The organism is Streptomyces sp. NPDC041713 (assembly GCF_055591085.1).
Map to the genome: position 1 here is coordinate 871,673 of NZ_JBVIZY010000002.1, position 25,143 is coordinate 896,815.

24 protein-coding genes are annotated in these 25,143 nt (G+C 71.5%); 3 read left to right on the forward strand and 21 right to left on the reverse strand.

Annotated features, from left to right (window positions below):
• Window positions 1–109 precede the first annotated feature (109 nt).
• The 6 genes from ACZ6CV_RS08835 to ACZ6CV_RS08860 all read right to left on the reverse strand — a co-directional run bounded on the left by ACZ6CV_RS08835 (window position 110) and on the right by ACZ6CV_RS08860 (window position 9,710).
• Entirely contained in the window at window positions 110–2,938 is a 2,829-nt protein-coding gene (locus ACZ6CV_RS08835; protein WP_469250159.1) for a zinc ribbon domain-containing protein, read from the reverse strand.
• Window positions 2,939–3,122: 184 nt separating this feature from the next.
• Complete coding sequence (locus ACZ6CV_RS08840; protein ID WP_469250160.1) at window positions 3,123–3,818, reverse strand: demethylmenaquinone methyltransferase; 696 nt, start codon at window positions 3,816–3,818, stop codon at window positions 3,123–3,125.
• A gap of 180 nt (window positions 3,819–3,998) precedes the next feature.
• A complete protein-coding gene (locus ACZ6CV_RS08845; RefSeq protein WP_469250161.1) occupies window positions 3,999–4,598 on the reverse strand; it encodes an imidazolonepropionase-like domain-containing protein in 600 nt (199 codons plus the stop codon).
• 7 nt (window positions 4,599–4,605) lie between these two features.
• Complete coding sequence (gene mqnC, locus ACZ6CV_RS08850; protein ID WP_469250162.1) at window positions 4,606–5,805, reverse strand: cyclic dehypoxanthinyl futalosine synthase; 1,200 nt, start codon at window positions 5,803–5,805, stop codon at window positions 4,606–4,608.
• 76 nt (window positions 5,806–5,881) lie between these two features.
• Window positions 5,882–6,601, reverse strand: coding sequence for a prepilin peptidase (locus ACZ6CV_RS08855; RefSeq protein WP_469250163.1), 720 nt, complete (start codon window positions 6,599–6,601; stop codon window positions 5,882–5,884).
• A gap of 124 nt (window positions 6,602–6,725) precedes the next feature.
• Window positions 6,726–9,710 carry a BTAD domain-containing putative transcriptional regulator gene (locus ACZ6CV_RS08860; protein ID WP_469250164.1) on the reverse strand — a complete coding sequence of 995 codons (2,985 nt, stop codon included), beginning with the start codon at window positions 9,708–9,710 and terminating at the stop codon, window positions 6,726–6,728.
• Window positions 9,711–10,356: 646 nt separating this feature from the next.
• Here ACZ6CV_RS08860 and ACZ6CV_RS08865 point away from each other — a divergent pair.
• Together ACZ6CV_RS08865 and ACZ6CV_RS08870 are read left to right on the forward strand one after the other, a co-directional pair.
• Window positions 10,357–10,881: a hypothetical protein gene (locus tag ACZ6CV_RS08865; protein WP_469250165.1), complete on the forward strand. Its 525-nt coding sequence runs from the start codon at window positions 10,357–10,359 to the stop codon at window positions 10,879–10,881.
• 164 nt (window positions 10,882–11,045) lie between these two features.
• The gene (locus ACZ6CV_RS08870) at window positions 11,046–11,417 is read left to right on the forward strand and encodes a hypothetical protein (RefSeq protein ID WP_469250166.1); all 372 of its coding nucleotides are present in this window, start codon (window positions 11,046–11,048) and stop codon (window positions 11,415–11,417) included.
• Window positions 11,418–11,421: 4 nt separating this feature from the next.
• On the opposite strand, the gene ACZ6CV_RS08875 is transcribed toward ACZ6CV_RS08870, so the two are convergent.
• The 15 genes from ACZ6CV_RS08875 to ACZ6CV_RS08945 form a co-directional block, all read right to left on the reverse strand.
• Entirely contained in the window at window positions 11,422–12,204 is a 783-nt protein-coding gene (locus ACZ6CV_RS08875) for a hypothetical protein (RefSeq protein WP_469250167.1), read from the reverse strand.
• 68 nt (window positions 12,205–12,272) lie between these two features.
• Window positions 12,273–12,872 (reverse strand): hypothetical protein, encoded by a 600-nt coding sequence (locus ACZ6CV_RS08880; protein ID WP_469250168.1) that lies wholly within the window; start codon window positions 12,870–12,872, stop codon window positions 12,273–12,275.
• A 96-nt stretch (window positions 12,873–12,968) separates the two neighbouring features.
• Window positions 12,969–14,150, reverse strand: coding sequence for a putative T7SS-secreted protein (locus ACZ6CV_RS08885; protein ID WP_469250169.1), 1,182 nt, complete (start codon window positions 14,148–14,150; stop codon window positions 12,969–12,971).
• Window positions 14,151–14,172: 22 nt separating this feature from the next.
• Window positions 14,173–14,451 (reverse strand): hypothetical protein, encoded by a 279-nt coding sequence (locus ACZ6CV_RS08890; RefSeq protein WP_469250170.1) that lies wholly within the window; start codon window positions 14,449–14,451, stop codon window positions 14,173–14,175.
• A 14-nt stretch (window positions 14,452–14,465) separates the two neighbouring features.
• A complete protein-coding gene (locus ACZ6CV_RS08895; RefSeq protein ID WP_469250171.1) occupies window positions 14,466–15,209 on the reverse strand; it encodes a hypothetical protein in 744 nt (247 codons plus the stop codon).
• Window positions 15,210–15,535: 326 nt separating this feature from the next.
• Entirely contained in the window at window positions 15,536–16,189 is a 654-nt protein-coding gene (locus tag ACZ6CV_RS08900) for a hypothetical protein (RefSeq protein WP_469250172.1), read from the reverse strand.
• 400 nt (window positions 16,190–16,589) lie between these two features.
• Window positions 16,590–17,057, reverse strand: a complete 468-nt coding sequence (locus ACZ6CV_RS08905; protein ID WP_362365081.1) for a pilus assembly protein TadG-related protein — start codon at window positions 17,055–17,057, stop codon at window positions 16,590–16,592.
• Between the two features lie 8 nt (window positions 17,058–17,065).
• On the reverse strand, window positions 17,066–17,434 hold the full coding sequence (locus ACZ6CV_RS08910) for a TadE/TadG family type IV pilus assembly protein (protein WP_469250317.1): 369 nt from the start codon (window positions 17,432–17,434) through the stop codon (window positions 17,066–17,068).
• Window positions 17,435–17,583: 149 nt separating this feature from the next.
• On the reverse strand, window positions 17,584–17,961 hold the full coding sequence (locus ACZ6CV_RS08915; RefSeq protein WP_469250319.1) for a TadE family protein: 378 nt from the start codon (window positions 17,959–17,961) through the stop codon (window positions 17,584–17,586).
• A 220-nt stretch (window positions 17,962–18,181) separates the two neighbouring features.
• Window positions 18,182–18,427 carry a hypothetical protein gene (locus tag ACZ6CV_RS08920; RefSeq protein WP_355804039.1) on the reverse strand — a complete coding sequence of 82 codons (246 nt, stop codon included), beginning with the start codon at window positions 18,425–18,427 and terminating at the stop codon, window positions 18,182–18,184.
• Window positions 18,428–18,508: 81 nt separating this feature from the next.
• Window positions 18,509–19,438, reverse strand: coding sequence for a type II secretion system F family protein (locus tag ACZ6CV_RS08925; protein WP_469250173.1), 930 nt, complete (start codon window positions 19,436–19,438; stop codon window positions 18,509–18,511).
• Window positions 19,435–20,448 (reverse strand): type II secretion system F family protein, encoded by a 1,014-nt coding sequence (locus ACZ6CV_RS08930; protein WP_469250320.1) that lies wholly within the window; start codon window positions 20,446–20,448, stop codon window positions 19,435–19,437. The genes ACZ6CV_RS08925 and ACZ6CV_RS08930 overlap by 4 nt, the downstream gene beginning before the upstream one ends.
• 136 nt (window positions 20,449–20,584) lie before the next feature.
• Window positions 20,585–21,895 carry a CpaF family protein gene (locus ACZ6CV_RS08935; protein WP_469250174.1) on the reverse strand — a complete coding sequence of 437 codons (1,311 nt, stop codon included), beginning with the start codon at window positions 21,893–21,895 and terminating at the stop codon, window positions 20,585–20,587.
• Window positions 21,892–22,728: a hypothetical protein gene (locus tag ACZ6CV_RS08940; RefSeq protein ID WP_362363210.1), complete on the reverse strand. Its 837-nt coding sequence runs from the start codon at window positions 22,726–22,728 to the stop codon at window positions 21,892–21,894. Before ACZ6CV_RS08940 ends, ACZ6CV_RS08935 begins: the two co-directional genes overlap by 4 nt.
• A gap of 17 nt (window positions 22,729–22,745) precedes the next feature.
• Window positions 22,746–23,459: a CpaB family protein gene (locus tag ACZ6CV_RS08945; protein WP_469250175.1), complete on the reverse strand. Its 714-nt coding sequence runs from the start codon at window positions 23,457–23,459 to the stop codon at window positions 22,746–22,748.
• 530 nt (window positions 23,460–23,989) lie between these two features.
• On the opposite strand from ACZ6CV_RS08945, the gene ACZ6CV_RS08950 reads away from it, so the two are divergent.
• Entirely contained in the window at window positions 23,990–24,997 is a 1,008-nt protein-coding gene (locus ACZ6CV_RS08950) for a hypothetical protein (protein WP_469250176.1), read from the forward strand.
• Window positions 24,998–25,143 lie beyond the last annotated feature (146 nt).

Here is a 25,143-nt window from a genome sequence, read left to right on the forward strand (position 1 = left end):
CCTGCTTGTATGGGGGTACTCCCCCCCCCCCCCCCCCCCCCCCCCCCCCCCCCCACCCCCTCCCCCCCCCCCCCCCCCCCCCCGCGCCCGTGGCACCCGCCCCGCGCGCTCAGTCCGTGAGCTGCCAGGTGTCGAGCGCGGTGGTGTGCGTCGTCGCGCCCTCGCCCGCGGGCCAGAAGTCCTCGCGCCAGGACAGCTGGATCGCGTACTCCGTGCCGTTCTCCGCGATGTAGCTCTGGTTGCGGGCATGGATCGTACGGCCTGACGCGTCGGTGTATGTGTACTCCCAGAACGCCCCGTCCCGCCCCTCGAAGGTGTTCTTCTCCAGGCTGATCCGCTGGTAGTCGGACTTGTCCGGGGCGGACTTGGTGTGCTTCTCGATGTTCTTGAAGTTCTCGTACGAAGTGTAGGGCGCGTCCGTGACGACGCCGACGAGGAACTCCTCCCGCCCGCTCGACCCCGCATAGGTGATCTGTCCGGGTCGCTCGGGGTTGACGGACTGCCGGCTCCATCCCTCCGGCACGGCGAAGGAGAAGCCCTCGGGGTCGGTCACCCGCTCGGTTCCCGCGGGCACCGCCGCGCCGCTCGTGTCGGTGTCGGTGTCGGTGCTGGCGCTCGGGTCCGAGCTCGGGCTCTGCGCCGACGGGCTCGGGCTCGCGCTCGGCGCGCCGCTCGGCTCGTCGGACCGGCTGACCGAGGGCCGGCCGTCCTTGCCCTCGTTGTCGGACGAGTCGCCCTCGGCGTTCTGCCAGAGCAGGATCCCGGCGGTCGCGCCGCCACCGACGACGACCGCCACGGCGATCGTGGCCACCCAGACACTCGTCCGCCCACGGGACGCGGCGCCGCCCGGCTGCTGTCCGATCTGGACGGTGTGCGGGGTTCCGGGGCCCTGGGGGCTGTACGCGGGGACGGCGCCCGGGGAGTGCGGGTGGGGGTAGGCGTACGCCGGGGTGGGCGAGGCCGGGGCGCTGGGCGTGCCGGGTGTGCCGGGCGTGCCGGGCGTGCCAGGGGGGTTGGGGGCGCTCGGGGTGCTGGTCATGGTGGGCGTGCCCGGGAGGCTCTGGGCCGTCTGCGTGGGGGCGTACGCGACCGGGGTGGCGTCGACCGGGGTGGCCTCGGCGGCGTCTGCGTCCGCGTCGGCGGAGTCTGCGTCCGCGGAGTCCGTGTCGGCGGGGGTCGCCTCGGTGCTCTCCGTCTCCGCCGCGCCGCCGGGAGCGGTGCCCGTACCCGTACCCGTAACAGGAGGCGCGTACAGGGGAACCGCGGGGACGATCGGGCCCGCACCCCGCTGTCCCGTCATCTGCAGCAGGAACGGCCCCACCAGCGCCGCCGGGACGATCCACAGCAGCCCGAACAGCAGCACCTCAGGGAGGCTGATCCCCAGGTCCAAGCCGCCCTTGCCGCCGGCGCCGGACCCGCCGAACGCCGAACCCCCGCCCAGCGCCTGGCCGGACAGGTCGACCCCGATTCCGCTGAACCCGGCGAGCAGCAGCACCAGACCGAAGAAGACACCGGCCGCGAGCAGTGCCTCGCCCCGGCCCACGCAGCGCCGGGCCGCGTACACGCCGAGGGTCAGCGCGCAGACCAGGCCGAGGGCCAACGCCCCCACGATCGCCCAGTCGTTGGTGACGTCACCCAGTTCGGAGAGGCCGAAGGACCGGCTCTCGTGCGCGCTTCCGTACATCGAGCTGCTGCCGCTCACCGACGCCTCCGCGCCGGCGCCCCAGCCGATGCCGAGCGCCGTGACGGCGAGGTTGGGCAGGATGAGCAGCGCGACCAGGAGCGGTGAGATGTCGGAGTCGTCGAGGTCGGTGAGTTCGGCCAGGTCGTCGATCTGGGTGAGGCTGATGAAGGCGACGACCGAGCAGAGCGCGAGGACGACGGCGAGGGCGCGTACCGCGGCGCCGGCAGCGCGCAGGAAGGACTGCGCGCCGGGGCGCGCCGCCACCCAGTGCGAACGGTCGGGGCGGTGCAACACCCCGGCGGAGACGGCGAGTCCGAGCAGCAGCGCGCCGAGCGCGGCGAGCACCGGGGACGAGGAGAGCTCGATGCCCTCGATCTCGGGCTGCGCGAACAGCGCGAGGGCGAGGACGCCCGCGGTCACCAGGAGCGAGGTGCGGACGGCCGCTTCGAGTCCGGCGGTGCGGCCCTCGTGTCCGCCGGCCCGCGTGACGAGGCGGGTGCGCTGTACGCGGACGCCGATGTAGAGCGCGAGGACCCACAGCACGGTCACCGTGAGCGGGGCGAAGTGCAGGGCGAAGGAGCCTTCGAGGGAGGAGTCCGAGGCTCCCGGGAAGCCGGAGGTGTCCGGGAGACCTGAAGTGTCCGGGAGACCTGAAGTGTCCGGGAGACCTGAGGTGTCCGAGCCGAGGCCCAGGCCGTCGGAGCCGCTGGAGCCGCTGGAGCCGCTGGAGCCACCGAAGCCGGGCTGCTGGTCGCTGCCGCTCAACTCGAAGCCACCGCCGACCGATTGGAGCAGCAGCGCGAGGGCGATCCGCATCCTCTCGCCGAAGCCGACGACCGGGTCGTCGCCCTGCCCGTACCCCGGGATCGCCAGCGCGACGGCCCCGACCAGCAGCAGCGCGACCGGCCACAGCGCGGCCTGCGCGGCTCCGGCCCAGCCCGAACGGAACGTACGCCCGAAGAAGGCGCCGACGGGTGAGGGTCCCGTAGGGGCGGCCGGGGCAGCCGGGACGGCCGGCGCAGGGACCGGCGGGAGCGCCGGCGTGGGGGCCGGCGTGTGCGCGGGCGCGGGTGGTGCGGCGGGCGCCGCGGGGACCGCCGCCGCGGGCGCCCCCGCCGCCGCGGGCGCCCCCGTCGGGGCGGGCGGCGCCTGCGGTGGAGCCGTCGGCTCCGGCAGGCGTTCCTTGCCGCACTTCATGCAGAAGCGGGCCTCATCGGGAGCGGGAGCCCCGCAGTGTGGGCAGTACGACGCCATCGAATCGCTCCGTCAGTCCAGGAGTTCACAGTTCACCAGCAACAGAACCGACCCGTAAGAGCCGCATAAGGATGTGCTCGGGTCGTTACAACGGACATATCTTGCCCGGCTGCTGGTTCCCGTCGGAGCGGGATCCCTGTTCTCAACTGAAGCGTTACGTGGCGGGGCGCGCGGCGCCGTCCGGTCAGGCCTGCTTGAACCCTCGGTGCAGCGCGACGACGCCACCCGTGAGGTTGCGCCAGGCCACCTTCGACCAGCCCGCGTCCGTCAGCCGCGCGGCGAGCGCGGGCTGGTCGGGCCAGCTGCGGATCGACTCGGCGAGATAGACGTACGCGTCCGGGTTGGAGGAGACCGCGCGGGCCACCGGCGGCAGCGCGCGCATCAGGTACTCCTCGTAGACCGTGCGGAAGGGCCCCCACGTCGCGTGCGAGAACTCGCAGATCACGACGCGGCCGCCGGGCTTCGTCACGCGGTACAGCTCGCTCAGCGCGGCGTCCGTGTCCTGGATGTTGCGCAGCCCGAAGGAGATGGTGACGGCGTCGAAGGTGTCGTCCTTGAACGGCAGCTTCGTGCCGTCGCCCGCCGTGAACGGCATCCACGGGTGGCGCTGCTTGCCGACGCGGAGCATGCCGAGGGAGAAGTCGCAGGGCACGACGTAGGCGCCGGCCCGCGCGAACGGCTGGGAGGAGGTGGCGGTGCCGGCGGCGAGGTCGAGGATCTTCTGCGCGGGGCGCGCGTCGACCGCCTTCGCGACCTCCTTGCGCCAGAGGCGGGCCTGGCCGAGGGAGAGCACGTCGTTGGTGAGGTCGTAGCGTTCCGCCACGTCGTCGAACATGGTGGCGACTTCGTGCGGCTGCTTGTCCAGGGTGGCTCGGGTCACCCGGCCATTGTGGCAGGCCGGTCCTCTCCCTTGGCGGCGGCCTGCCTCGCCCTGGCCCGGCAGCGGGTGCGGGTCGTCGTGGCCGTTCGCGCAGTTCCCCGCGCCCCTTGATAAGGCCGTCTCTCGTCTGCGGGTATGTCGGGGTTGCTCGCGCAGTTCCCCGCGCCCCTTACGGGGCCCTCAGCGGGCCCTGAACACCATGCGGCCCGCGAGCACCGTTGCCACGCACGTCGTCGCGCCCTGTCGGACCAGCTCGGTCCGGTCGGTCACGTCGAAGATCGCGAAGCGGGCCGGGGCGCCCTCCGTCAGAGGGGGCAGGAGGACCAGGGGGGTCGGTGACAGGGACACGGGGCCCCGCAGCCGCTCCGGGCGCCTGCCGATCGCCAGGCCCGCCCTGCGGACGGTGTCGAGCACGGGGCGGGCGCGGAGTTCACCCGCGATCGCCACCGTGCCGTGCGCGAACAGGCGCTGGACGCCGCGGCGGGCGCTCGCCCCCAGCCGGGACGGGTCCGTGCGGAAGAGCGCCGCCGCCCGTTCCCCGCCGATGGGCTCCGTGCCGAGGCGGTCCGCCTCGCGCGGGTCGGGGTGGTACGTGGCCTCCAGGAGCTCGGGCCCGTACGGGTTGAGGAGTCCGGGGGTCAGGATGCCGGGCCAGTGACGGACGCGGGCCGCGGGGTGAGCCGCGGCCAGCTCGTCGTACGGGCCGACCGCGGCGACGGCCGCCCCCTCGACCAGGACCGCCGTCTCCGGCGTGTGCTCGGCGACGTGAAGTGTCAGCAACGGGGCCTCAGTTGGCGGCCAGGAGCTTCAGCTCCGGGTGGGCCGTGCCGCCCTCGATCGCCGTGGAGGAGATGTGCGAGGCGACGCGGTCGTCGACCGGGTCGTTCGCCGGGTCGTCGTGCACCACGAGGTGCTCGTACGTCGTGGCGCGCTGGGCCGGGACCCGGTCCGCCGTGCGGATCATCTCGATCATCTCGCGGAGGTTGTTGCGGTGCTTGGCGCCCGCCGACGAGACGACGTTCTCCTCCAGCATCACCGAGCCGAGGTCGTCCGCGCCGTAGTGCAGGGTGAGCTGGCCGGCCTCCTTGCCGGTGGTCAGCCAGGAACCCTGGATGTGCGCGACGTTGTCGAGGAAGATCCGGGCGATGGCGATCATGCGGATGTACTCGAAGATCGTCGCCTGGGTGCGGCCCTTGAGGTGGTTGTTCTCGGGCTGGTACGTGTACGGGATGAAGGCCCGGAAGCCTCCCGTCCGGTCCTGTACGTCGCGGATCATGCGCAGGTGCTCGATGCGCTCGGCGTTGGTCTCGCCGGTGCCCATCAGCATCGTGGACGTCGACTCGACACCCAGGCCGTGCGCGATCTCCATGATCTCCAGCCAGCGCTCGCCGCTCTCCTTGAGCGGGGCGATGGCCTTGCGGGGGCGGGCCGGGAGCAGCTCGGCACCGGCGCCGGCGAAGGAGTCGAGCCCGGCGGCGTGGATGCGCCGGATCGCCTCTTCGGCGGACACCTTCGAGATGCGGGCCATGTGCTCGATCTCGGAGGCACCGAGGGAGTGGATGACGAGCTGCGGGAAGTTCTTCTTGATCGCGGCGAAGTGTTCTTCGTAGTACTCGACGCCGTAGTCCGGGTGGTGGCCGCCCTGGAACATCACCTGGGTGCCGCCCAGCTCGACGGTCTCCGCGCAGCGGCGCAGGATGTCGTCGAGGTCGCGGCTCCAGCCCTTCTTGGTGTCCTTCGGGGCGGCGTAGAAGGCGCAGAACTTGCAGGCCGTCACGCAGACGTTCGTGTAGTTGATGTTGCGCTCGATGATGTACGTCGCGATGTGCTCCGTACCGGCGTAGCGACGGCGGCGGATGGCGTCGGCGGCGGCGCCGAGCGCGTGCAGCGGGGCGTCGCGGTAGAGGACGAGCGCCTCTTCTTCGCTGATCCGCCCACCTGCGGCGGCACGGTCGAGGACGGACTGAAGGTCGGCCTTCTCGGTCACCGGGGCGTCCCTTTCGTAAGGGTTGTGGACGGACCAAGCCAGCGTACGCCAGCACGATCCGCCGCCCGACGTGGGCTCAAGCGGCGTAGCCGCCGAGGAGCAGTCCCACGAACGCGCCCGCGAGCAGGAACGGCCCGAACGGGATCGCCGTCTTGCGGCCGGCCCGCCGGGCGATCACAAGACCCGCCCCGTACAGCGCGGCCAGCAGGAACCCGGCGAAGGTCCCGAGCAGCAGCACGCCCCACCCGTACCAGCCGAGCACGGCGCCGAGGGACAGGGCCAGCTTCACGTCGCCGAAGCCCATGCCGTTGGGGTTGATGAGGAAGAGCACGAAGTACGCGCCCGCCAACGCGAGCGCCCCGTAGAGCGCCCCTGACCACGACCCGCCCTGCTCGGGCACCAGCGTGACCGCTCCGAGCAGCGCGAGCGCGGCGCCGGCGAGCGGCAGCGTGAGCACGTCGGGGAGCCGGTGCACGGTGAAGTCCACGACGGCGAGCAGCACCCCGAAGGGCGCGAGCAGCAGCCAGGCGCCGAGCTCGGGCCGGGTGCCGGTGGTGGCGGCGACGGCGGCGCAGACGAGGGCGGTGACCGTCACGACACCCCAGGTCCTCGGCCCGTACCAGCCGCCCCGCGGGCAGCGCGCGAGCCCGGTCCAGGAGCCGATGGGGTGCCCCTCGGGGCTCTCGGCACGCCAGTCCTCGCCGGGCGCGACGGACAGCCGGTAGGCCGCGCGCGGCACGAGGAGACCGGTGAGCGCGCCCCAGAGGGCGGCACCGAGGACGAGGAGCGGCAACAAGGGTCGGGGCTTCCCTTAGGGGGCGGATGGGTGGGTACCAGGGGGGAGGCCCCGGCCGACCGTGTCACGGACCGGTCGGCCGGGTGCGTCGTCGGCCGGGTGCGTCGTCAGCCGGGGTGCGTCGTCAGCCCGTCGCGCCGGCGCCCGCGCCGCCGCGCCACGTCGGGAGCAGCTCGTCGAGGAGTGCCTCCGTGCGGGGCGGCAGTCCGCGGGCGCCGCTGCGGGTGACCAGGTCGGCCGCGACCTGCCGCAGCCGGGCCGGGTCCTCCGTGGCGTGGGTGGCGCGCAGCAGCTCGTTCCAGAGGCGCTCGTCGGCGGGCGCCGAGCCCAGCGCCGCGTTGAGCGCCTCGATCGCCTTCTCCGCGCGCCCCTTCTCCAGGTGGAACTCGGAGAGGGCCAGGCCGATGTCGGCCACGAGCAGCGGCAGTTGGGCGTCGATGATCTCGTGGGTGAGCCAGCCGTACCGCCCCTGAGGCCGGTCGGCGAGCAGCGGCCCCCGGACGAGCACCAGCGCGTCGGTGAGCATCCGCCCGCGCACCGCGCGGTTGCCCGCGCCGCGCCCCTGGGTGGCCTCGTGGTAGAGCGAGCGCAGCACGTCCAGGTCGGAGACGACGGACTTGGCGAGCGTGAGCCGCCCGGTCGCGTCGGCGCGCAGCCGGGGCGAGCCGTCGGGGTCGGTGCCGAGCCAGTCGCGGAGCCGGTCCACCAGCGCGTCGCGCACGTCCTCGGTGACGCCGCGCGGCCACAGCGCGGAGGCGAGCACCCGGGGGTGCACCCCTTCGCGGTGCAGGAGCAGCAGGGCGAGCGCCTCGTGCATCAGCGGGCTGCGCTCACCGTCCGGCGTCTCCAGGCCGATGATCTCGTACGTGCCGACGAGGCGGGCGTAGACCGCGGGCCGCCCCTGCTCGGTGACGTCGACGAGGAACGGCGGGGCCGCGCCGGTGGGTCCGTCGCCGGGCCCGGACGGCGTGCCGGAGCCCTCCGGGTCGGCGTCCGTGAACAGCTGGACGACGGCCCGCTGCTGGGCCTCGGGCAGCGTCTGGGCGGCGAGTTCCAGGCCGAGCAGCGGCGCGAGCAGCTTGCCCTCCCGGGTGACCTCCATCTCCCAGGCGGCGCCGGGCAGGTCCCCGGACTCCGTACCGACGAGGTAGCCGATGCCCAACCGGCTGGCGTCGGCAGCGAGTTCGGCCAGCTTGACGGCGTCCTCGGCGCTCGGCTCGGCGGCGAGCAGCACCAGGTGCGGGGCCCAACGGGTGTGCTGGGCGGGGCCGGTGCGGCCGGTGAGCACGGAGTCGTGCCCGGCGGCGCCGAGCGCGCCGCGCCGCTGCCGCGTCTCCGCCTCCATCGTCTCGATGAGCGCGTCGACGTCCTCCAGGTGGCGCAGGCGGTTGGGCGCGAGCGGGGTGAGGTCCTGGCCGAAGCCGACGACGGTGATGGTCATCCGGTCCGACCAGCCGTTGGTGGCGAGTTCGGCGGCGACCGAGGCGAAGACCGCGGCACGGTCGGCCGCGCTGCCGCTCAGCGAGACGATGCCGGGCACCGACTCCAGGTTGAGCAGCAGCCGCGAGTCGTCCATGGTGCCCAGGCTGACGAGACCGGGGTAGGGCGCGGCGGTGTCCACGTCCTCGTACCGCTCGGCGTCGGCGCGCGACAGCATCCAGAACGTCTGGTCCTGGCCCAACTGCCAGGGCGCGGGCGGCCGTCCGGCGGGCTGGGCGAGCTGCAGGTGCAGATCGCCGTTGCTCAGCCAGGCCGCGTACACGGTCGGCAGGGCCCGGTTCTCCTCGGCGAGCGAGGCGGCGAGGCCGCGCAGCGACAGGTCGAGCAGGCGTACGCCCTCGGGGTCGGCGCCCACGAGCAGCGCGTCCTGGACGTCGGCGGCGTCCCCGGTGGGCGTGGGCGGCTGCATGCCGCCGCGCCCGCCGACCGCGCCCATGGCCGACTGCCACAGGGCCTGCCGGCGCCGCCGGCCGAGCGCGCCGAGCAGGCCGGCGGCGAGGAGGGGGGCGCCGAGGAGGGCCTGCGGCAGCCCGAAGTCGGAGCCGGTGATCCCGTCCAGTACGCCGCCGTCGGTGGCGGCGGGGGCCTCCGCGGCGGGGGCGTCCGGGGTGGCCGGGGCCTGCGGCATGGCGGGGGTCTCGGGTGAGCCGGGGCGCTGCTCGGGCAGGACGATGTGGGCGGTGTCGCGGTCGACGGAGCTGTCGGAGCCGCCGGCACCTTGGGAACCTTCCTGCTGCCCCCCGCTGCCTTGCTGCTGGTCCCCGGTCCTGGAGTAGTCGGAGATCTGCTCCTTGACGTCCTCGGAGACCTTGGGCGCCTCGTCGGGCATCTCGACGAGCTCGCCGCCGTGCGCGTCCGCGGGCATCTCCATGATCCAGCCGGGCCGGATGAGACTGGCCTCGGAGAGCTTCGAACCGTCGGGCTGCTCACGGTCCTTGTTGAGCTGGTAGATCTCCTTGTACCGGCGGCCGTCGCCCAGGTGCCGCTCCGCGACCTCCCACAGGGAGTCGTGGTGGCGCCCCTCGGGGGGCTGGATCCGGTAGTACTTCGTGTCCCCGGCCTGGTGCCCCGCACCGCCGGCGTGCGCGGCGGCCTGGTCGGCCTGGGCGGCGAGCGCGTCGGCGGCCTGGGCGGTCTGCTCCTGCTGCTGCCCGAAGAGGCCGGGGGTCTGCTGCGCGGACGCGGCGGACGCGGGCCGCTGGTTGCCCTCCAGCGACTGCCCGAACTGCGAGAGCCCCGGCGCGAAGCTGGCGGCGGTGGCGCCGACGAGCAGCACGGCGGCGACGAGTTGCCGCGCGAGCATCTGGCTGCCGCCGGCCCCCGGCACCCGGTTGGGGATCCCGACCCCGGAGAGCGCGGCCTTTATCTCCACGAGCACACAGGCGGTGAACTGCGCCCAGGCGAACCACACGACGACGGTCAGCACGTTGATGAACGTGCCGACCGTGATCTCCTGCTGCAGCCACTCCAGCGAGGGCGCGCCACCCGGCAACGGCCATCCCACGAAGACGACGAGCGCGGCGGGCACGGCGACGAGCAGCGCGGCCAGCGCGACGAACGCGAAGAAGGCCTTGACGAAGTCCCCGAAACTCCGCCGCCGCCGCGGCAACGGCTGCGGCGTACGGTTCCGCGGACTCGCCGGAGCCTGCGGATTCGCCGGCTGCGGATTCGGCTGATTCCGCCGGTTCCGCCGGTTCGGCTGATTCGGCGGGCTCGTCGAGCGTGAGGTGGTGCGCGCCATGGCGGGTGTCCTGGTGTCCTGTGGGGAGGAGTGGGTGGGTGGGTGAAGGTGGAAGGTGGCCGGGATAAGGGTCGGGTGAGCGTACTGGGTGATGGTACGTAAGGGGCCGGAGGTCAGACAGGGGTGGACGCGGGATGGGCGGTCCGGTTACGACCGGGCTGTCCGATAGGCCCGATTGCAAGTGGCGCCGCTTCTGCGTGGTTCCCCAGGGTGTGGGGGCTCTGAGCGCGGGGGTTGGCGGGGGCAGGGGCGGGCTGGGGTTCCCGTCACAGTTCCGGTACGGATCGGATGCGGTCATGCGGCACCTAAGCAACTGCGCTTCCGCGACGCACAGGGAACCCGGGATCCTTCGGTCCACGAAGGTGGAACGTGACGGTTACGCGGAGGGGGACGAGCGGGGTGGCGGGCCAGAAGGCGACCCTGCAATGGGCGGACAAGACGGCGGAGGCGTTGACGGAGAGGCTGTCGATGGGTGTGCGGCCGGTCGCCGTTGTCATGGAATCGAGGAGCCGACTTGAGTACCGCGGAAGCCCTGCGCCACAAGCTGCGAGAACGGGACGGGAAAGCAGCCCGTCAGGATCTGCTGCAACGCTTTGGTGCGATGGGCGGGAATGTTCAGGCCGTCTCCTGGGTCTCCCTCGACGAGTCGGACTCCCTCGTGCGGAGGTGGGGATCGGTGCTCGGCGTGCCTGCCGGAGAGCAGCTCACCTTCCGCCCGCCGGCCGCCGGTCAGAGGACTTGGACCTGTGCCTGGACCGTGCGGGCCGAAGAACGGCCCCCGCCCCCCACCCGCCCCGCCCAATCCGTCCCTCTGCCGACCTCGAATGCCTCTCTCTTCCTCCTGTTCGGCGACTACCGGTCCATGGGCATCGCCCGCTCGTCCCCCCACCTGCTGACCGATTCCTTGGAAGCGCTCGCCCTGGCGGACGGCAATGGCTTCATGGCTGTCACGGAATCCCTCGACTACGTCCTCCAAGTGGACGTGGAAGAGCACGAGGACACGACGGAACTCGAGCTGGCGGTATGGGGCGATCAGTAGTCACCATCAGGGCGTCCGGAGGATCCGGTGAACACCACGACTTCGGCCGTCAGGATGGGGGACGGTTGCGGGGCGGTCGAGCTCGGCCACCGGTACGGCGCTGAGCGTCGAAACACACGAATATCGGCGTACGAACAGGCGAAAGCCGCAGGAGGGACACGAACGTGGGCAGCAAGGGCAAGAGCGACCTCTCCATCCCGCTCACCGACCTGGAGGACTACGGCAGCCGCCTGCGCTCCATCAAGACCCGCATGAACCGCACGAAGAAGACCTTCGAGTCCTACAAGGACGACATCGGCGACGGCGGCGTCTACGACTCCCTGGAGGACTTCGAGTCCAACTGGGAGGACGGCCGCGAGGACATAGGCCAGCAACTGGACCAGCTCGCGGACCTGTCCGACGCGGTCGTACGCGAGTTCAAGAAACTGGACGACGACCTCACCAAGAAGATCAACGACGCGGTGAAGACGGACGGGAAGGGCGGCAAGGGGAAGGACGGGGGCGGCGGGAAGGGCGGCGAGGGGGACGGGAAGTAGCCGTTCACCGGGACTGCGCGGAGGAAACTCGATCGTCGCGCACGGGTTCGGGGAGGGGGTTCCCGAAACTGACCAGCTCGACGAGGTGGCGCAGCAGACGCCGGTACGCCTCGCGCCGCTCCAGCGCTGTGGTGCTCAACGTGAAGACCGCCAGACGTCTGCCGTCGGGGTGCGGCAGGTGGGCGTGCACCTGGAGCAGTGGCAGCTGAGGGAGGCCCGTGCCGGGGAGTGGAGTACGGACGGTCTCGCTGAGCGTGACTGGGCCGCAGGCGGGACCGTCGTCGACGTACTCGACATTCATCTGAGCTTGTTCGCCCGCGATGGCCGTGCGGGCGGCGGTGACGGCGGGTGGAGCGGTGGCGATGTCACGCCAGGCGAGGGTGAGCAGCGAGAACAGAACACGGTGCCCGGCGTGGTTGCTTCGACTGCCCCGGCTTCCCCGAGTGGCCCGGGCCGCCCGCGTGTTCGCGTCAGAGGGTTCCTCCGCCCCTTCCACGTCATCTCGGTGCAGACCGATTGCGCAGTAGGCGGTGCCGACTTCGCGTAAGGCGTCCAGCAGAGGGTGTGTGGAAGCGAGGCGGCCGAATAACAGCTGCCGGTGCCTTTCGTCGGGTGCTGACCTCAGGAGCGGCGCCAGGGCCGTGCGCAGTTCGGCGGCGGCCGGTGAGTCCAGGGGAGCGAGCACGGCTTCGAGGGGGATCGCGGTGAAGCCCGGGGGTTCGGCGAACCAGATGTCGGCGTGACGGTCCCGGGCGGAGTCGTGGAGGGTGAACGGGAAAGCGGTCACGAAAGGGGGCTTCCTCCCGGTGCGGGCTGGTGAGGGGGCAGGGAGAGCCGGCGCGGGCCGCCGAGCGATCAAGGCTGAGCGGGGTGAATGCCGACGCGCCGTCCGAGCTCGATGTCCTCGGGGGTGGCGCCCCACTCCGCGAAGCGGTGCCTTCCGTCCACGGGCCCCAACTGCTGCTGTAGGACGTGCAGTCGGCGGGGGGCGCGGCCGTCGGCGGTGGGCGCCGCGATGAGCCCGATGAAGCGGGGGTCCCCGGCGAACCAGACGACATCGATCTGTGCCTTCAGCGCGGGCTTGGCCCGGGCGGCCATCCGGCGGCTCCACCATTCCGTACGCATGTGCTGGCCGAACACCAACGGCATGCGGATGTCCGGGTGGGCCGGGTTGGGCAGTTCGAACCAGCCGTATTGGCTGCCCAGGACGTCCGGGTATTTGGTCAGTCCGTTCGGAACGGCGCGGAGTACCTGCCAGGGGTAGGTGCGCAGGATGCGGCGCATGCGTAGGGCCGGCGAGAAGTAGCGCGTTTGGAGGACGACCCGGTATGCGGAGTAGGCCAAGAGCGGGACGAACAGGAACGAGAATCCCGGAGACAGGAGAGCGACCAACACGGCCAGCAGCCCGAACCAGGTGGCGATCCAACCCACGAAGCCGAAAACGTTCATGGCCATGTGCCGAATCCAGGCTCCCCGGGTAGGCGGATGTTCCCATGCGATCGGGATTTCGGTGGGATTCACGTAGTTCTCTTTCCGAGCCGAGGGGGGAGTTCAAGAGAATGCATGGCGAGCCAGGTTCACGATTCCGGCACTGTCGAGCCCAAGCCGCGTTCCGTCGATTCCGGCAACCGCTCCGTCCTTGATGCCGTCGTCATCAGCATCGGTGAGGCTGTTCACCATGCCGAAACCTGCAGTGCCCACGCCGATCGCACTCGAGGTCGTTGCCACTGCCGCAGCCGCCTTCTCAGGGTCTCGGGCACCTCGTACGACACGCCTGAGCAGGGGGTTCTCGAGACCGGAGATATGTTGTGCCTGCTCCAGCGTGTGGCTTCCCGCAGTTGCCAGCTTCTGTTGGAGGGTGCTGACCTCACCGGTCGTACGCATGACATTTACTGCTCCTCGGCCTCCGAGCGTGACCGCACCGAGCCCCGGCAACATTCCAAGAATGTCGCCACCCACAGTCACCGCATTGCTCCAGAAGTCGGTGTCGAGCTCACCTTTGGTGAATCCGTCTTTGAGTGAAGCCCACAGCTCGGAGTCAGAGGAGAGCCGCACCCCCAGCGCCCCCGCGCTCAACGCCGAGGCCGCCAGCAGGAGCGCGGCCACCATCGCGGGCCCTAAAGGGCCGGCGAGGATGATCGACACGAGGCCGACGACGCCGGCGATCGCCGCAAGAATGTCGGGCAGGTTCTCCTCGACCCAGTCCATCGCCTTGTCGAAGCAACCCGGTTCATGCGGCGCCAGCTTGTCCGTCGCGTCGCGGATCTTGCCCGCCCTGAGTCCCGCCTTCTCCTCGTGCTCGTGCGCGAGGCCCCGTGCCCTGCCCAGGATCCGGTCCAGTTCCGCCTGCGCTTCTTCCACCCGGGCGTCGGTGCGCGGCGTTTTCTCCCGCGCCTCTAGCGCCTCCAATGCTTCCCGCGCCGCCTTCGCCTCGGCATCGAGTCGTTTCGCACGGTCCTGGAAACCGTCGAGTTCACCGTGCCAGCGGTTCAGCTGCCGGGCGGCCTTGGAGAGGGAATTCGCCGCGTTCCGCAAGTCCTTCGGCAACCGGCCACCTTGCAGTTGTTCACGGAAGGCAACCGCGGCGTCCCCCTCCCAGTAGCTGCCGTCCATCAACTTCGTGACGACTCCATGGGTTTCATCGAGAACCTTGGCGCAGTCGACGAGTTTCCTGTGCAACGCCTTTACGGTGTCCGGGCTACCGGGAGCGGGGTCGAATCCCAGGGCCGTCACCTCCCCGTCCCCCTCGCCTTGTTCATCGCTTCCTCGAGCGCTCTGTCGACCTCGCGATAGCTGTCCTTGCTCTTTCGACGATCTCCGCGAGGTCTTCCGTCTGCTTACCGATCTGCTCTGTGCCGTACTTCCAGTCGTCCTGGAAATCCTCACAGGCCCTGTCGAGGTCGTCGGTGCCGAGACCGCTGGTGGTCGCGGCGCTCAAGGCCTTGCGCAGACCTTTCAAGGAGTCGGTCGACTTGTTGAGCAGTCTCATGAATTTCGACAGTTCGTCGTCGTCGACCTTCAGCTTGGTGGCCATTTCCTGCCTCTGTGTCAGCGGTTGAGGGACTGGATCTCCTGAACGACGACGTCCTGTCGCATGCCGAACTCACCGTCGGAAAGCCCGCGTTCGCCGACCCCGGTGCCCGTCCAGTGGATGTTCCAGATGACGGTGGCCTTCAGCTGATAGGCGTCACGGGAGGCCCGCAGGTACGTCACGCCGCACGGCGGGGGCTCACCGGCGGCACCGGCGCCCCTGCGGTACGGAACTCCGATGTGACCGTCCTCGATCGGACACCGGCCGGACGCCGGATACACGGAAGCGTCGGACGTGCCCGGAGCGATTCGCAGTGCGGCGGGGTCGGCCGTCGTGGTCGCCCTGATGCCGAGCGCGGGAACGGAGGCGGTGACCGACACCGGCCTGAACACGGCCGTGTCCAGCCACGCCCACGTCGGCAGATTCACCGTCGACCTGTCCTTCGGCTTCAGCTCGACCCTCGTACCGGGGACGCGGAGCTCGGAGTAGGCGAGCTGGGCCAGGACCTCCGGTGTGACCGCCTGTGGTGCGTCGACGGGAGGCGGGTCCCCCTTGTCCACCCAGAACGGGAGCCTGTCGCAGTCCTGCGCCTCGGGGTCGGCTTCTCGGCCCTCGGTCACGAAGGCGCCCCACCATGCTCCCTGCGACGCCTTGTCCTTGTGGAAGTCCTTGTCCGAGTCGCCGCCCTCGTCGATGTACCGCCCCTGCGTCTTCTCGTCCCAGGCATCGGACGTCGCTGTGCCCATCCACTGTTGCCGCATGTACCCCTCCAGCGACTTCGGGGTGTACTTGGGGGCGTAGTAGCAAGCAGGCGGGGTCCACGTCGGGGACGCCGACGTGACAGGTCCGGATAACGCGCCCTGTCCGTTCCTGGAGAAGTCGTACGCGATTCCGCTGGCCGAAGCCGAGAGCGTGCCGCCGTGAGCGCCACCCGCGACTCCGGACCCGGCCCCGGTCCCCGGTTTGCCGCCGAATCCTCCCCCTCCCCCTCCCCCGGGCGGGCTCTGGTCCGCCGCGACCGGCATCACTCCGCACAGCCAGGTGATCCCCACCAAGCCGCCCAGCGCAGCCGTACAAGCCATGCGCCTCACGGCTGACATGCGGACGCGCCACGCGTGGAGACAAGCTGCACGAGCTCCCACACGCCCTGCTGGTTCTTGCGGACCTGTGCGCTATAAGCGACGTAGCTGTTCCTCGTCACCTTCGTCCGCTTGATCTCGTCTGTCCTGACGTTCCGCGTGAAGCCCTTGCTCTCGTCGGCGCAGTAGCCGATCGCCGCGCGGTCAGGGGACTTGACCTTCACCTTCCGGCCGAGATAACGCACCGTCCCGGTGACCGTCCAGCCCGCGTCCTTGAACGACTTCACCCAGTCGTGGGCGGCCGCGGCGCCCTCGCCCTCGGTGTAGAACTCCAGGGCCGGCAACGCGGGGTTCCGCGCGACGATGGCCTTGTTGAGCGCGCGGATCATGTCCGCGTTGTCCTGCAGAACCGCGTCGGCGACGGGATCCGACGCCCGGTCCGGTGTGAAGGCCAGGTTCACGTCCTGCGGGAGCTGGATCTCCGGGCGGCCGACGCGGTTCCGGGGCGGGGCCGTGGTGGGGGACGTGGACGTCCCGCCGGTCTCCACCCCGGCGATCCGGTCGTTGTCCCCGCCGCCGTCCGCCGAACCTCCGCACGCGGTCAGTATCAGGGCCGCGGACGCGGTGAGTGCGGTGGTCACGAGGTGGGGGCGGCGCGGCATTTGGGGCTCCCGGAGGCGTGGGTTCGCTGAAGCGACGGTCACGCTAGTGGGGTGGCCCCGGGAGTGGGTGGGGGTGGAAGGGGGCGTTCGGCCTCGTGGGTGGGGGGTTCCGTCCGGGACGGGTCGGGGGGGGCGCTGGGCGGGAAGTGCCTGGCGTGGGCCGGGTTCCGTGCACCCGGCCGGCGGCTCCGTTCTCCGCCTCCCCCACCGCAATCGCCCCCGGCATAAGCCGGAACGCATCATCAATACGTGTGATGAGCCGAGCGGAGGCCCACCGTCCCCCTCGCGGGATACGAAACCGGAAGCCGTCGGCCCCTAGGCGCCGCCACCAACCGCCCGCCCCCCTCACGGGATCCGGCACGGAAGCCGCCAGCCGCCCCCGGGCCCCCGTCGGCGACCCTCAGCCGACCTCGTTCTCCGCCACCGCGCTGCCCCGCACCGTGACGTCGCCGCCGTAGAACATGCCCGTGAACACAGGGCTGTAGGTCAGCTGGACCTCGACCTCCACCCGCTGGGCGTTCGCGTTCACGCAGTGGGTCGCCGCTGTGTCGCGGGCGTTGAGGCCCGCCTCCGCCGCGAAGGCCTGGACCCGGGCGCCGCAGTTCTCGTAGTTGATGGGGGCGCCCTTGACGCCCTCGTATATGCCTTCCCTGTCTATGTCCTGCGCGGCGTACCGCGCCGCCTGCTCCGCGATGTCCGCGGCGCGTTCCCGCTTGGAGATCGACAGGCCGCCGTCGATCACGAACGCGGAGAGCGAGAGGAACACGATCGCGAAGATGATCACCGCGCCCGCGCCCGAGCCCCGGTCGTCCAGGGCCTCGCGGCGCGCCCGCACCCACGCCCGTACCGGCCGCCGCAGCGCTGACAAGGTCACGGTCACGCCGTCCTCCGGAGCGGGTCCAGCGGTGAGCTGAACGTGGCGTCCAGCGTCGTCTTGATGTCCAGGCCCAGCATGGCCAGGCCCCGCACCTGGCAGCTGACCTCCACCGTGAAGAACGGGTCCACGTCGGAGTCGAAGTCCCGGCTCTTCTGGACGACGGTCACCGGGCCCGAGCAGACGTCCGAGAGGTCGGCCGACGCCGCCCTCCTCGCCTCCGCCATCGCCGTCCCGTAGTCCTTCTGGATCGACCCGGCGCGCGCGGCGTCGCGGGCCGCGCCGTCGATCGCGCCCCTGCCGTCGACGAGCTGGCCGAAGGCCACCAGGACCAGGACGAAGAGGATCATCACCGGGGCGAGGATCACCACCTCGACCGTGGAGAGCCCGCGGTCGCCCTCGACCGTGGAGAGCCCGCGGTCGCCCTCGCGCGAGCGATCACCCCCGTGTACCGGGTGGCCTCCGCGCACGCGACCGAGCGACCGCAACCGGCGCCCCGCGCCGACCCGCACCGCCCCCCTCACTCGTCCTCCTCGACGAACCGCTCCACCGGCCCGAACGACTGCGCGTGCACCGTGAAGTCGAGGCCGGGGAAGACCATGGGCACCTTCGCCGTGATCTCCACGCCGACCGTGTTCTGCTCGGGCTGGACGGTCTTCACGTCCGGGTCGATCACCAGCTGGGGGCCGAGTTGGCGGATGTAGGCGTCCACCACGTCGTTCGCCTCGCCGCGCCAGCCGCCGGGGTTCTCGTCGGCCGTGGCGCGGGCCTTGCGCGCGCCCGCCTGCGCGGCCGCCTGGGCGACGTGGTCCGCGAAGAAGTACAGCGCGAACTGCACCGTCGCGAAGATCATGAAGAACAACACCGGGGTGAGCAGCACGAACTCGATCGCGGTCATGCCGGACTCGCCGCGGGCGGAGGCGGCCTCCACCCTGCGGCGTACGAATCCGCTGAATCCGCGCGAGTCGCCCGCCCGCTCCTCGGATCCGCGCGAGCTGCCCGCCCGCTCCTCGGACCCGCGCGAGCTTCGCGCCCGCCCCTCGGATCCGCGCGAGCTTCGCGCTCGATCCTCGTGATTCCTCATGGCATCAGACACCGGTGTCGGTCGGTCCGTCGGCTCAGCAGGTCTTGCCCGCGTCGGCGCCCTCGATGCAGTCCCCGACCTTGGACGCGCCGCCCTTCAGCGCCGCGTTGATGATCGCGGCGACCACGCCGACGATCGCCACGACGACCGCCGAGATGATGACCCACTCCACCGCGGACGCGCCGCGGTCGAGCTCGCCGGAGCGGGCGCGCTGGACGCGGCCCTTCAGGAAGGTCACGAGAAAGTCGACTGCCGGGTGGCTGAAGTTCCGTCCGTTCATGGTGAGTTGTCCTCTCAGGAGTGGTGGGGGGGGGGAAGGGTGCCGGGCCCCGTTGTCGCCGGCACCGTCGTCGTCACGTCGCTAGACCTGGAACACGCGCATCGCCGCCGGAAAGATGAGGAAGACCAGGAAGCCCGCGCACAGCAGCAGCTGCGCGACCAGCATCGACTGCGACTTCTCGCCCGCGCTGCCCTCGATCTCGGCCAGCTCGCGGTGGCGCATCGTCTCCGCACGGGAGGCGAGCGACTCGCGCACCTTCGCGCCGTCGTCCGCCACCAGGGCCAGGGACGCCGACAGGTCCTTCAGCTCCTCCACGCCCAGTTCCTCGCCGAGCGAGCCGAGCGCCTGCCACTGGCTGACGCCGGTGATGCGGGCGTCGGCCAGCGCGCTGCGGATGCGTTGCGTCGCCCAGCCGTCGGAGACCTCGGCCGCCGCCATGAGCGCCTCGGGCAGACCGCGGCCGCCCGCCAGGCTCATCGACACCAGGTCCAGATAGGCGCCGATGACGCGGCGCAGGTCGCGCCGCTTGTCCGCCGCGTCCCTGCGTACCTCCAGGTCGGGCAGGAAGAAGAAGAGCGCGCCGAACATCAGCGCCAGCCACACCGGGATGACGGGGCTGCGGGCGAACCCGATCACGGCGATGATCACGAAGAGGAACGGCCCGAAGAACAAGCCCGCCGCGGCCAGCAGCACCTTCGTCGCCAGGAACTTCTCCCAGCTGCGGTCGAGCACCGCGAGGTCCGCCCGCAACGACCGCTGTTCCCAGCCCTGTTGCAGATAGAACTCCGAGACCCGCGCGCCCACCCGGGTCCGCAGCGAGCCGAGGCGTCCCGGCTTCTCCACGTCCGAGGTGGCGCGGTGCGACTCGTACGCCGCGCCGCGCGCCCGCATCGCGTCGATACGGGCGACCGTCGCGACGGCGCTGCGCTTGGACGGCATCAGGGCACGGACCAGGGCGAAGACACCGAGGCCCAGGATGGCACCGATCAGTACCGGCATCGTCAGGCTCATCGGCGTGCCCCCTCGGACGGGTTGGTGTAGCCCGGCACGACCTGCTGGGCCGCCCCCGGCCTGCCGAACTGCGGCGCCTGCGCCGGGTCACCGGAACCGGTACCAGGGCCGGGACCCCGCGGACGTACGAACTGCACGCCCGGCTCGTCCTTGACCAGGAAGCGGTCCGGAGTCTCCACCGTCGACAGCTTCCGCAGCCACCAGAAGCCCAGCGCGAACAGGGCGCAGACCAGGGCGAGCATGGCCTGCCCGAGCGGGGTGCCGTACGGCTCGACGAACTCGCGGTTGAAGATGGACAGGCCGAGCACGAAGGCGATCGAGACGGCCACCACGATCTGCACCGAGCGGCGGGTCGAGGCGCGCTGCGCCATGACGCGCTGGCGCATGTCGACCTCCTCGCGCGCCGACTTGGCGAGCGCGCCGAGGACCTGGCGCAGGCCGGGGCCGCGCAGCTTGGCGTTGAGGATGAGGGCCGCGACGATGATGTCCGCCGAGGCGTCGTCGATCTCGTCGGCCAGGATCTGCAGCGCCTCGGGGAGCGGCGTACGGGCCCGCAGCCGGTCCACCAGGGCGTCCAGGTGCGGACGGAGGACGGGCGCCGAGGCGCGGGCCGACGCGGGGATCGCCTGTTCCAGGCCGACCGCGCCCGCGATCGTGTCGCGCAGCGACTCCGTCCAGGCGGCGAGCGCCTCGACGCGCTTCATCTGCGCGCGCTCCTCGGCGGCGCCGCCGAACAGCTTGTCCCAGAAGAAGACGAGGATGCCGGAGGCCAGGCCCGCCACCGCCCAGCGGGTGAGGAGCAGCACGACCAGGCCGACGCCGATCGCCGCCGAGCCGCGCCGGCCGACGAAGCGGACCAGTTCGCTCGCGCGCTCGCTCGCCCGGTGCTTCTCGTGGGCGGGCTTGACCGGCAGGCCGCGGATGGCCACGGCGAGCAGCGCGAGGCCGCCGCCGGCGGCGATGCCGCAGCCGAGTGCGTACAGGACGGTCAGCGAGAAGAGGCCGCCCATGGAGTCGAGCGAGCCGCCCGCGGCGAGCGGGCTGCCTGCGGTGAGCGGACCATCCGGGGCGAGCGGACCGCCTGCGGTCATGGAACTCACGGCCGCGCCCGCCGCGTTCAGGGATTCCGATGCGTTCATGTCGTGCTCACCCCCACTGCCCGGCGGGGCGGTAGCCGTACGCGGCCAGCTCCTCCATGCACGCGATCGGCGCGTGCGCGACGACACGGCCGTCCGGCGCCTCCGCGAAGACCTCGCTGGACAGGACGCGGCCGTCGACGCCGTTGACCTCGCGGACCGAGGTCACCATGCGCTGCAGCTTGCCGCCGGACTGGTAGTCGTTGCGCCGCTGGATGAAGACGACGAAGTTGACGGCTCCCGCGACGAGCATCTGGCTCGCCTCGATGGGGAGGCGCTCGGAGGCCTGCAGCGCGTACGTGGAAATACGGTTGAAGACCTCGCTGGAGCTGTTGGCGTGGATCGTGGAGAGCGAGCCGTCGTTGCCCTGCGACATCGCGTTCAGCATCGTCACGATCTCGTCGCCGAGGACCTCGCCGACGATGACGCGGGAGGGGTTCATGCGCAGCGAACGGCGTACGAGCTCCGCCATCGAGATCTCGCCCTGGCCCTCGGAGTTGGGCAGCCGCTCCTCGAACGCGACGACGTTCGGGTGCAGGTCGGCGAACTGGTCGAGGCCGAGTTCGAGGGCGCGCTCGACGGTCACCAGGCGTTCGTGCGGCGGGATCTCGTTGGCGAGGGCGCGCAGCAGCGTGGTCTTTCCGGCGTTGGTCGCGCCCGCGATCATGATGTTCTTGCGGGCGCGGACGGCGCAGGCGAGGAAGTGGCCGATCTCCGGCGTCAGCGTGCCGTTCCCCACCAGGTCCGACATGAAGACCTTGCCCATGCGGGCGCGGCGGATGGAGAGCGCGGGGCGGCGCGTGACGTCCATGACGGCCGACAGGCGCGAGCCGTCGGGCAGCCGCAGGTCGAGCTGCGGGTTGGCGGAGTCGAAGGGACGCGACGACAGACCCGAGTACGCGCCGAGGACCTGGATGAGCTCGACGAGCTCCTCGTCGGTCTCGGCGACCGGGTCGGCCTTGGTCTCGCGGCCGTCGGCGTATCCGACGAAGACCTGGTCGCAGCCGTTGATGTCGATGTTCTCGACCTCGGGGTCGTCGAGCAACGGCTGCAGCCGTCCGACGCCGAAGAGCGCGGCGTGCACGGCGGCCGCGTACTGCTCCTCGGTCTCCGCGTCGAGCGGGGTGCGCCCGGCGTTGATCTCCGCGCGTGCGTACTCCTCCAGGATCTGCGCGATGACGGCGCGGGCGTAGTGCCGCTCGTCCTCGCCCGACATCGGGGTGACGCCGGAGACCTGGTCGAGACGGCGCTGCTCGGCGATGCGGTCACCGGCGTCCTGCCGGAACCGCTTGACGAGCTGGTGATCGACGGCTGTGGTCATCGGGCCTGCCCCGGGTGGTGCGCGACGGGGTTGGTCCAGGCGGCGCCGTACTGCTGGTAGAGGTCGACGGTCACCTTGCGCGCGGAGCGGATGAGCAGCGACTTGTCGAGCCGGCCGCGGCGGCGCCCGGCCAACTGGTCGGAGCCCGCCGGGTCGTCGGCGAGCGTGCCGACGACGCGGGCGCCGGTCTGCGCGGCCATCAGCATGTCGTTGACCTGGTGGACGAGCTTGGCGGAGGCCGAGGGGTCCGCGATCAGCAGGACGCCGATGAGGGGCTGGGCCAGCGAGGCGGCGCCGCGCGAGCCGCCGTGCAGCTTGGCGGCGAGGGCCGCGGCCCGGTCGCGTACGCGCGCGATGGCCTCCGGCTCGGTGCGGGAGACGAGAAGCACGAGCGCCGCGTGCGGGAAGAGTTCGACGGCCGGTCCGTCGCCGCTGATCCGGCCGCAGTCCGCTATCACGTCGGCGGGCGCGTGCGGCGAGTCGGCGAGCTGGGCGAACGCGCGGCCCAGGGTGGGCCAGATCCCGGCGAGACCGGCGGCCTGCTCGGCGATCCCGAGCCCGACGAGGACTTCGAGCCCGCCGCTCAACGGCTGGGTGTGGTCCCAGAGTTGGTCGGGTACGAGGCCGCGGCGCGCGGTGGCCGCGATGGAGAGCATGCCGGTGTTGGGGTTGAGCGGACCGCCGTGGGCGGCGGCGCTGCGGTAGACCAGGTCGCCGCCGGCGGGGTCGGTCTCCGCCACCAGGACGCGGCGCGGCCAGACGGCCGCGAGCGCGACGGCGGCGGTGGTGACACCGGGGGATCCCTTGTCGGCGGCGAGTGCGATGAGCGCCATGTCTCTTGTACTCGCCTCTAGTTGGCGTCGGACGGGATGCGGACGAGGACGACCTTGCCCTCGGATGCGGCACTGGCGAGCGGCCCGACCTCGTCCTGCGGGACGAGCAGCGTGACGTTCTGGTTGCCGGTGCTCACGGTGGCGTCGCTCTTGACGATGACGGAGCTCACCTTGGCGGCGGCGACCAGCGGCGTGCCGCTCGTGGAACCGCCCGCGGAGCCCTTGCCGGTGGAGGTGCCGGCGACGACCGGGTACGCGGCGACGGTGTCCCCGCCCTTCAGGTCGGCGGGGTACTGCCCCTCCTTCAGGGAGAGGCCGACGGAGGCCTTGCCTGCGGGCAGCGAGGCCTTGGCGCCGAACATCTCGCCGACGACGACGGTGCCGGGGTAGATGGTGGCCTTGGCCTTCAGCCTCTTGAGCTGGTCGAGCTGGGACTTCTTGATGAAGTGCGCCGAGCTGTCGTCATTGACCATCACCGTGGTGTAGCTGCCGTCGGTGATGCCCTCGCCGGCCGGAATCTCCTTCTGCACCTTCACGACCTCGATCCGGTCGCCCGCGCGCAGCACCAGCACGGTGGCGCCGAGGGCGCCGACGAGGATGAGGAGGACGGCCAGTGCGGCGAGTGCCGGTTTGCGCTCGCGAGGCGGCGCGGGAAGGCGCTCACCGACCGCCTGCTGAGCCGGCGCGGCGGAACGGTTGTTGCCCGCCCCCATACGCTCCTGGATCTTCACGCAACTGCTCCCCGCACACCCAAGAAGATTCGGTCAATTTCGTTCATTCGCGACACTCTCGGCTCATCCGCCTGTCTCAGGCGAACTATTCAGCCTCAGACTCAGTGTCAAGTCATCGCACCGTATCAGCAGCACATAAGCCCCTCAAGGCGCGTTAAAGATCGCGAACCTCACACCGGGCATCGTTATCCACGCGCAATCCACACCCTTTGGTTCCGATGTCATCCTTGGTTCCCGCGCGCAGTTCATCGTGTGCGTACGCGAATCCACGGCCTTTGCACAACGGCCGTCGGCACAGGGCCCGATGGCGCCTTCACACGGTTCCCACATGCGCGCTCCCGGTGCCGAGCCCCCGGCCCGGGGTCCCGAACCGGCCATGCCATGATCCGTCAGCCTCATGGGTGACGCGGGCGGGGGGTGGGGTGGTTCCCGCGGCATACCGAACCTGCGGTTCCCGAGGCGCACCGGACCGCACCACCTGCGTGCCGACCCCGCCACCCTCGCCGTTCACGAAGGGACTTGGCTCCACGATGAGCACCCCCACCGACCGACCTCAACTCCTCCCCGTGACCCGCGCGGCCTTGGCCTCGGACCCCGGACTCCTGGTGGCGGTACGGGAGATCGGCGTCCGGCGCGGCTTCGACTACACGGACGACGCGGCGACGGCCACCCTGCTCGAGGAGCGCCGGAAGGCGGTGGGCCGGGTGAGCACCAGCGTCCCGGTCTGGCTCGGCTGCCTGGCCGTCGTCGCGGCCGCCGTCTGGCCGTTCGTCTCCCCCGGGGTCCCCGCCCTCGCCGGAAAACCGCCCGCCGTTCTCTACGGCCCGGCCCTTCCGCTGCTGCTCGTGGGCGGCTGGCTCTGGGTGCTCGTATGGCGCCGCTGGAAGCGGGAGTTGCTGCACCCGCACCTCGTGGGCTACCGCGAGGTGCTCGGTCTCGCGCAGGCGTACGGGGTGCCGGTGACGCACATACCGGACTGGCTGGTGGGCCGGACGGACAACTCGAGCGGGAAGGGGGCGGCGCCGATTCCCTCGTACGACGAGGTGGAGCGGAGGGCGCCCGGCGGGACGGCTCAGCGGCCGGTGCCCGAGGCCCAGGACCAGGCCCGGGATGAGGCCCAGGTCCGGGGCCAGGGCCAGGCCCGGGTGCGCGATGCGGCACACGCCCCGGACGCGCCCGCCCTCCCCGCCCTCCCCGCCAAACCGTTCGCGGTCTCGACCTACGAGGCGACGGCGGAGGACGGAGGCTGGCACGGCGAGGGCGGCTGCCTGCTGTTCATCGCGGGGGTGATCGGCGCGGGTTACGGCGCGACGGAGGACGTACCGGGCGCCTTGCTCGCGGGCATCCTCATCCCCGTGGCGATCATGGTCTGGGTGGTGGGTGCACGCCGGAGCGGGGAGAGGGAGGCTCTGCGCGAGGAGGCGGTTGCCTACGTACGGGCGCTAGCGGCGGCGCAGGCGGCGGGCGCGCGCATTCCGGAACTGTCGCCGGTATTGGGGAAGTTGCTGGCGGAGGCAACGGAGCGCGCGGCGGAGTGAACCCGGGTGGGGTGATTCGACTCTCTCTTTCCAGCGCGGAATTCCGCTGACCGGAATGGTTCGACGGCCTACCAAATGACGCACCGGTAACCACCGTTGACGCACAATGGTCCGGACCTTTCGCGCGCAGAGTGAGTCACTTTCTG

What these genes read in the sequence shown, in the direction of transcription:
- ACZ6CV_RS08930 (WP_469250320.1), bottom strand. Translation starts at nt 20,448, where the DNA reads ATGGGCGGCCTCTTCTCGCTGACCGTCCTGTACGCACTCGGCTGCGGC.
- ACZ6CV_RS08895 (WP_469250171.1), bottom strand. Translation starts at nt 15,209, where the DNA reads ATGCGGCAACAGTGGATGGGCACAGCGACGTCCGATGCCTGGGACGAG.
- ACZ6CV_RS08925 (WP_469250173.1), bottom strand. Translation starts at nt 19,438, where the DNA reads ATGAGCCTGACGATGCCGGTACTGATCGGTGCCATCCTGGGCCTCGGT.
- ACZ6CV_RS08915 (WP_469250319.1), bottom strand. Translation starts at nt 17,961, where the DNA reads ATGACCGCGATCGAGTTCGTGCTGCTCACCCCGGTGTTGTTCTTCATG.
- ACZ6CV_RS08890 (WP_469250170.1), bottom strand. Translation starts at nt 14,451, where the DNA reads ATGGCCACCAAGCTGAAGGTCGACGACGACGAACTGTCGAAATTCATG.
- ACZ6CV_RS08835 (WP_469250159.1), bottom strand. Translation starts at nt 2,938, where the DNA reads ATGGCGTCGTACTGCCCACACTGCGGGGCTCCCGCTCCCGATGAGGCC.
- ACZ6CV_RS08900 (WP_469250172.1), bottom strand. Translation starts at nt 16,189, where the DNA reads ATGCCGCGCCGCCCCCACCTCGTGACCACCGCACTCACCGCGTCCGCG.
- ACZ6CV_RS08950 (WP_469250176.1), top strand. Translation starts at nt 23,990, where the DNA reads ATGAGCACCCCCACCGACCGACCTCAACTCCTCCCCGTGACCCGCGCG.
- ACZ6CV_RS08880 (WP_469250168.1), bottom strand. Translation starts at nt 12,872, where the DNA reads ATGGCCATGAACGTTTTCGGCTTCGTGGGTTGGATCGCCACCTGGTTC.
- ACZ6CV_RS08920 (WP_355804039.1), bottom strand. Translation starts at nt 18,427, where the DNA reads ATGAACGGACGGAACTTCAGCCACCCGGCAGTCGACTTTCTCGTGACC.
- ACZ6CV_RS08935 (WP_469250174.1), bottom strand. Translation starts at nt 21,895, where the DNA reads ATGACCACAGCCGTCGATCACCAGCTCGTCAAGCGGTTCCGGCAGGAC.
- ACZ6CV_RS08940 (WP_362363210.1), bottom strand. Translation starts at nt 22,728, where the DNA reads ATGGCGCTCATCGCACTCGCCGCCGACAAGGGATCCCCCGGTGTCACC.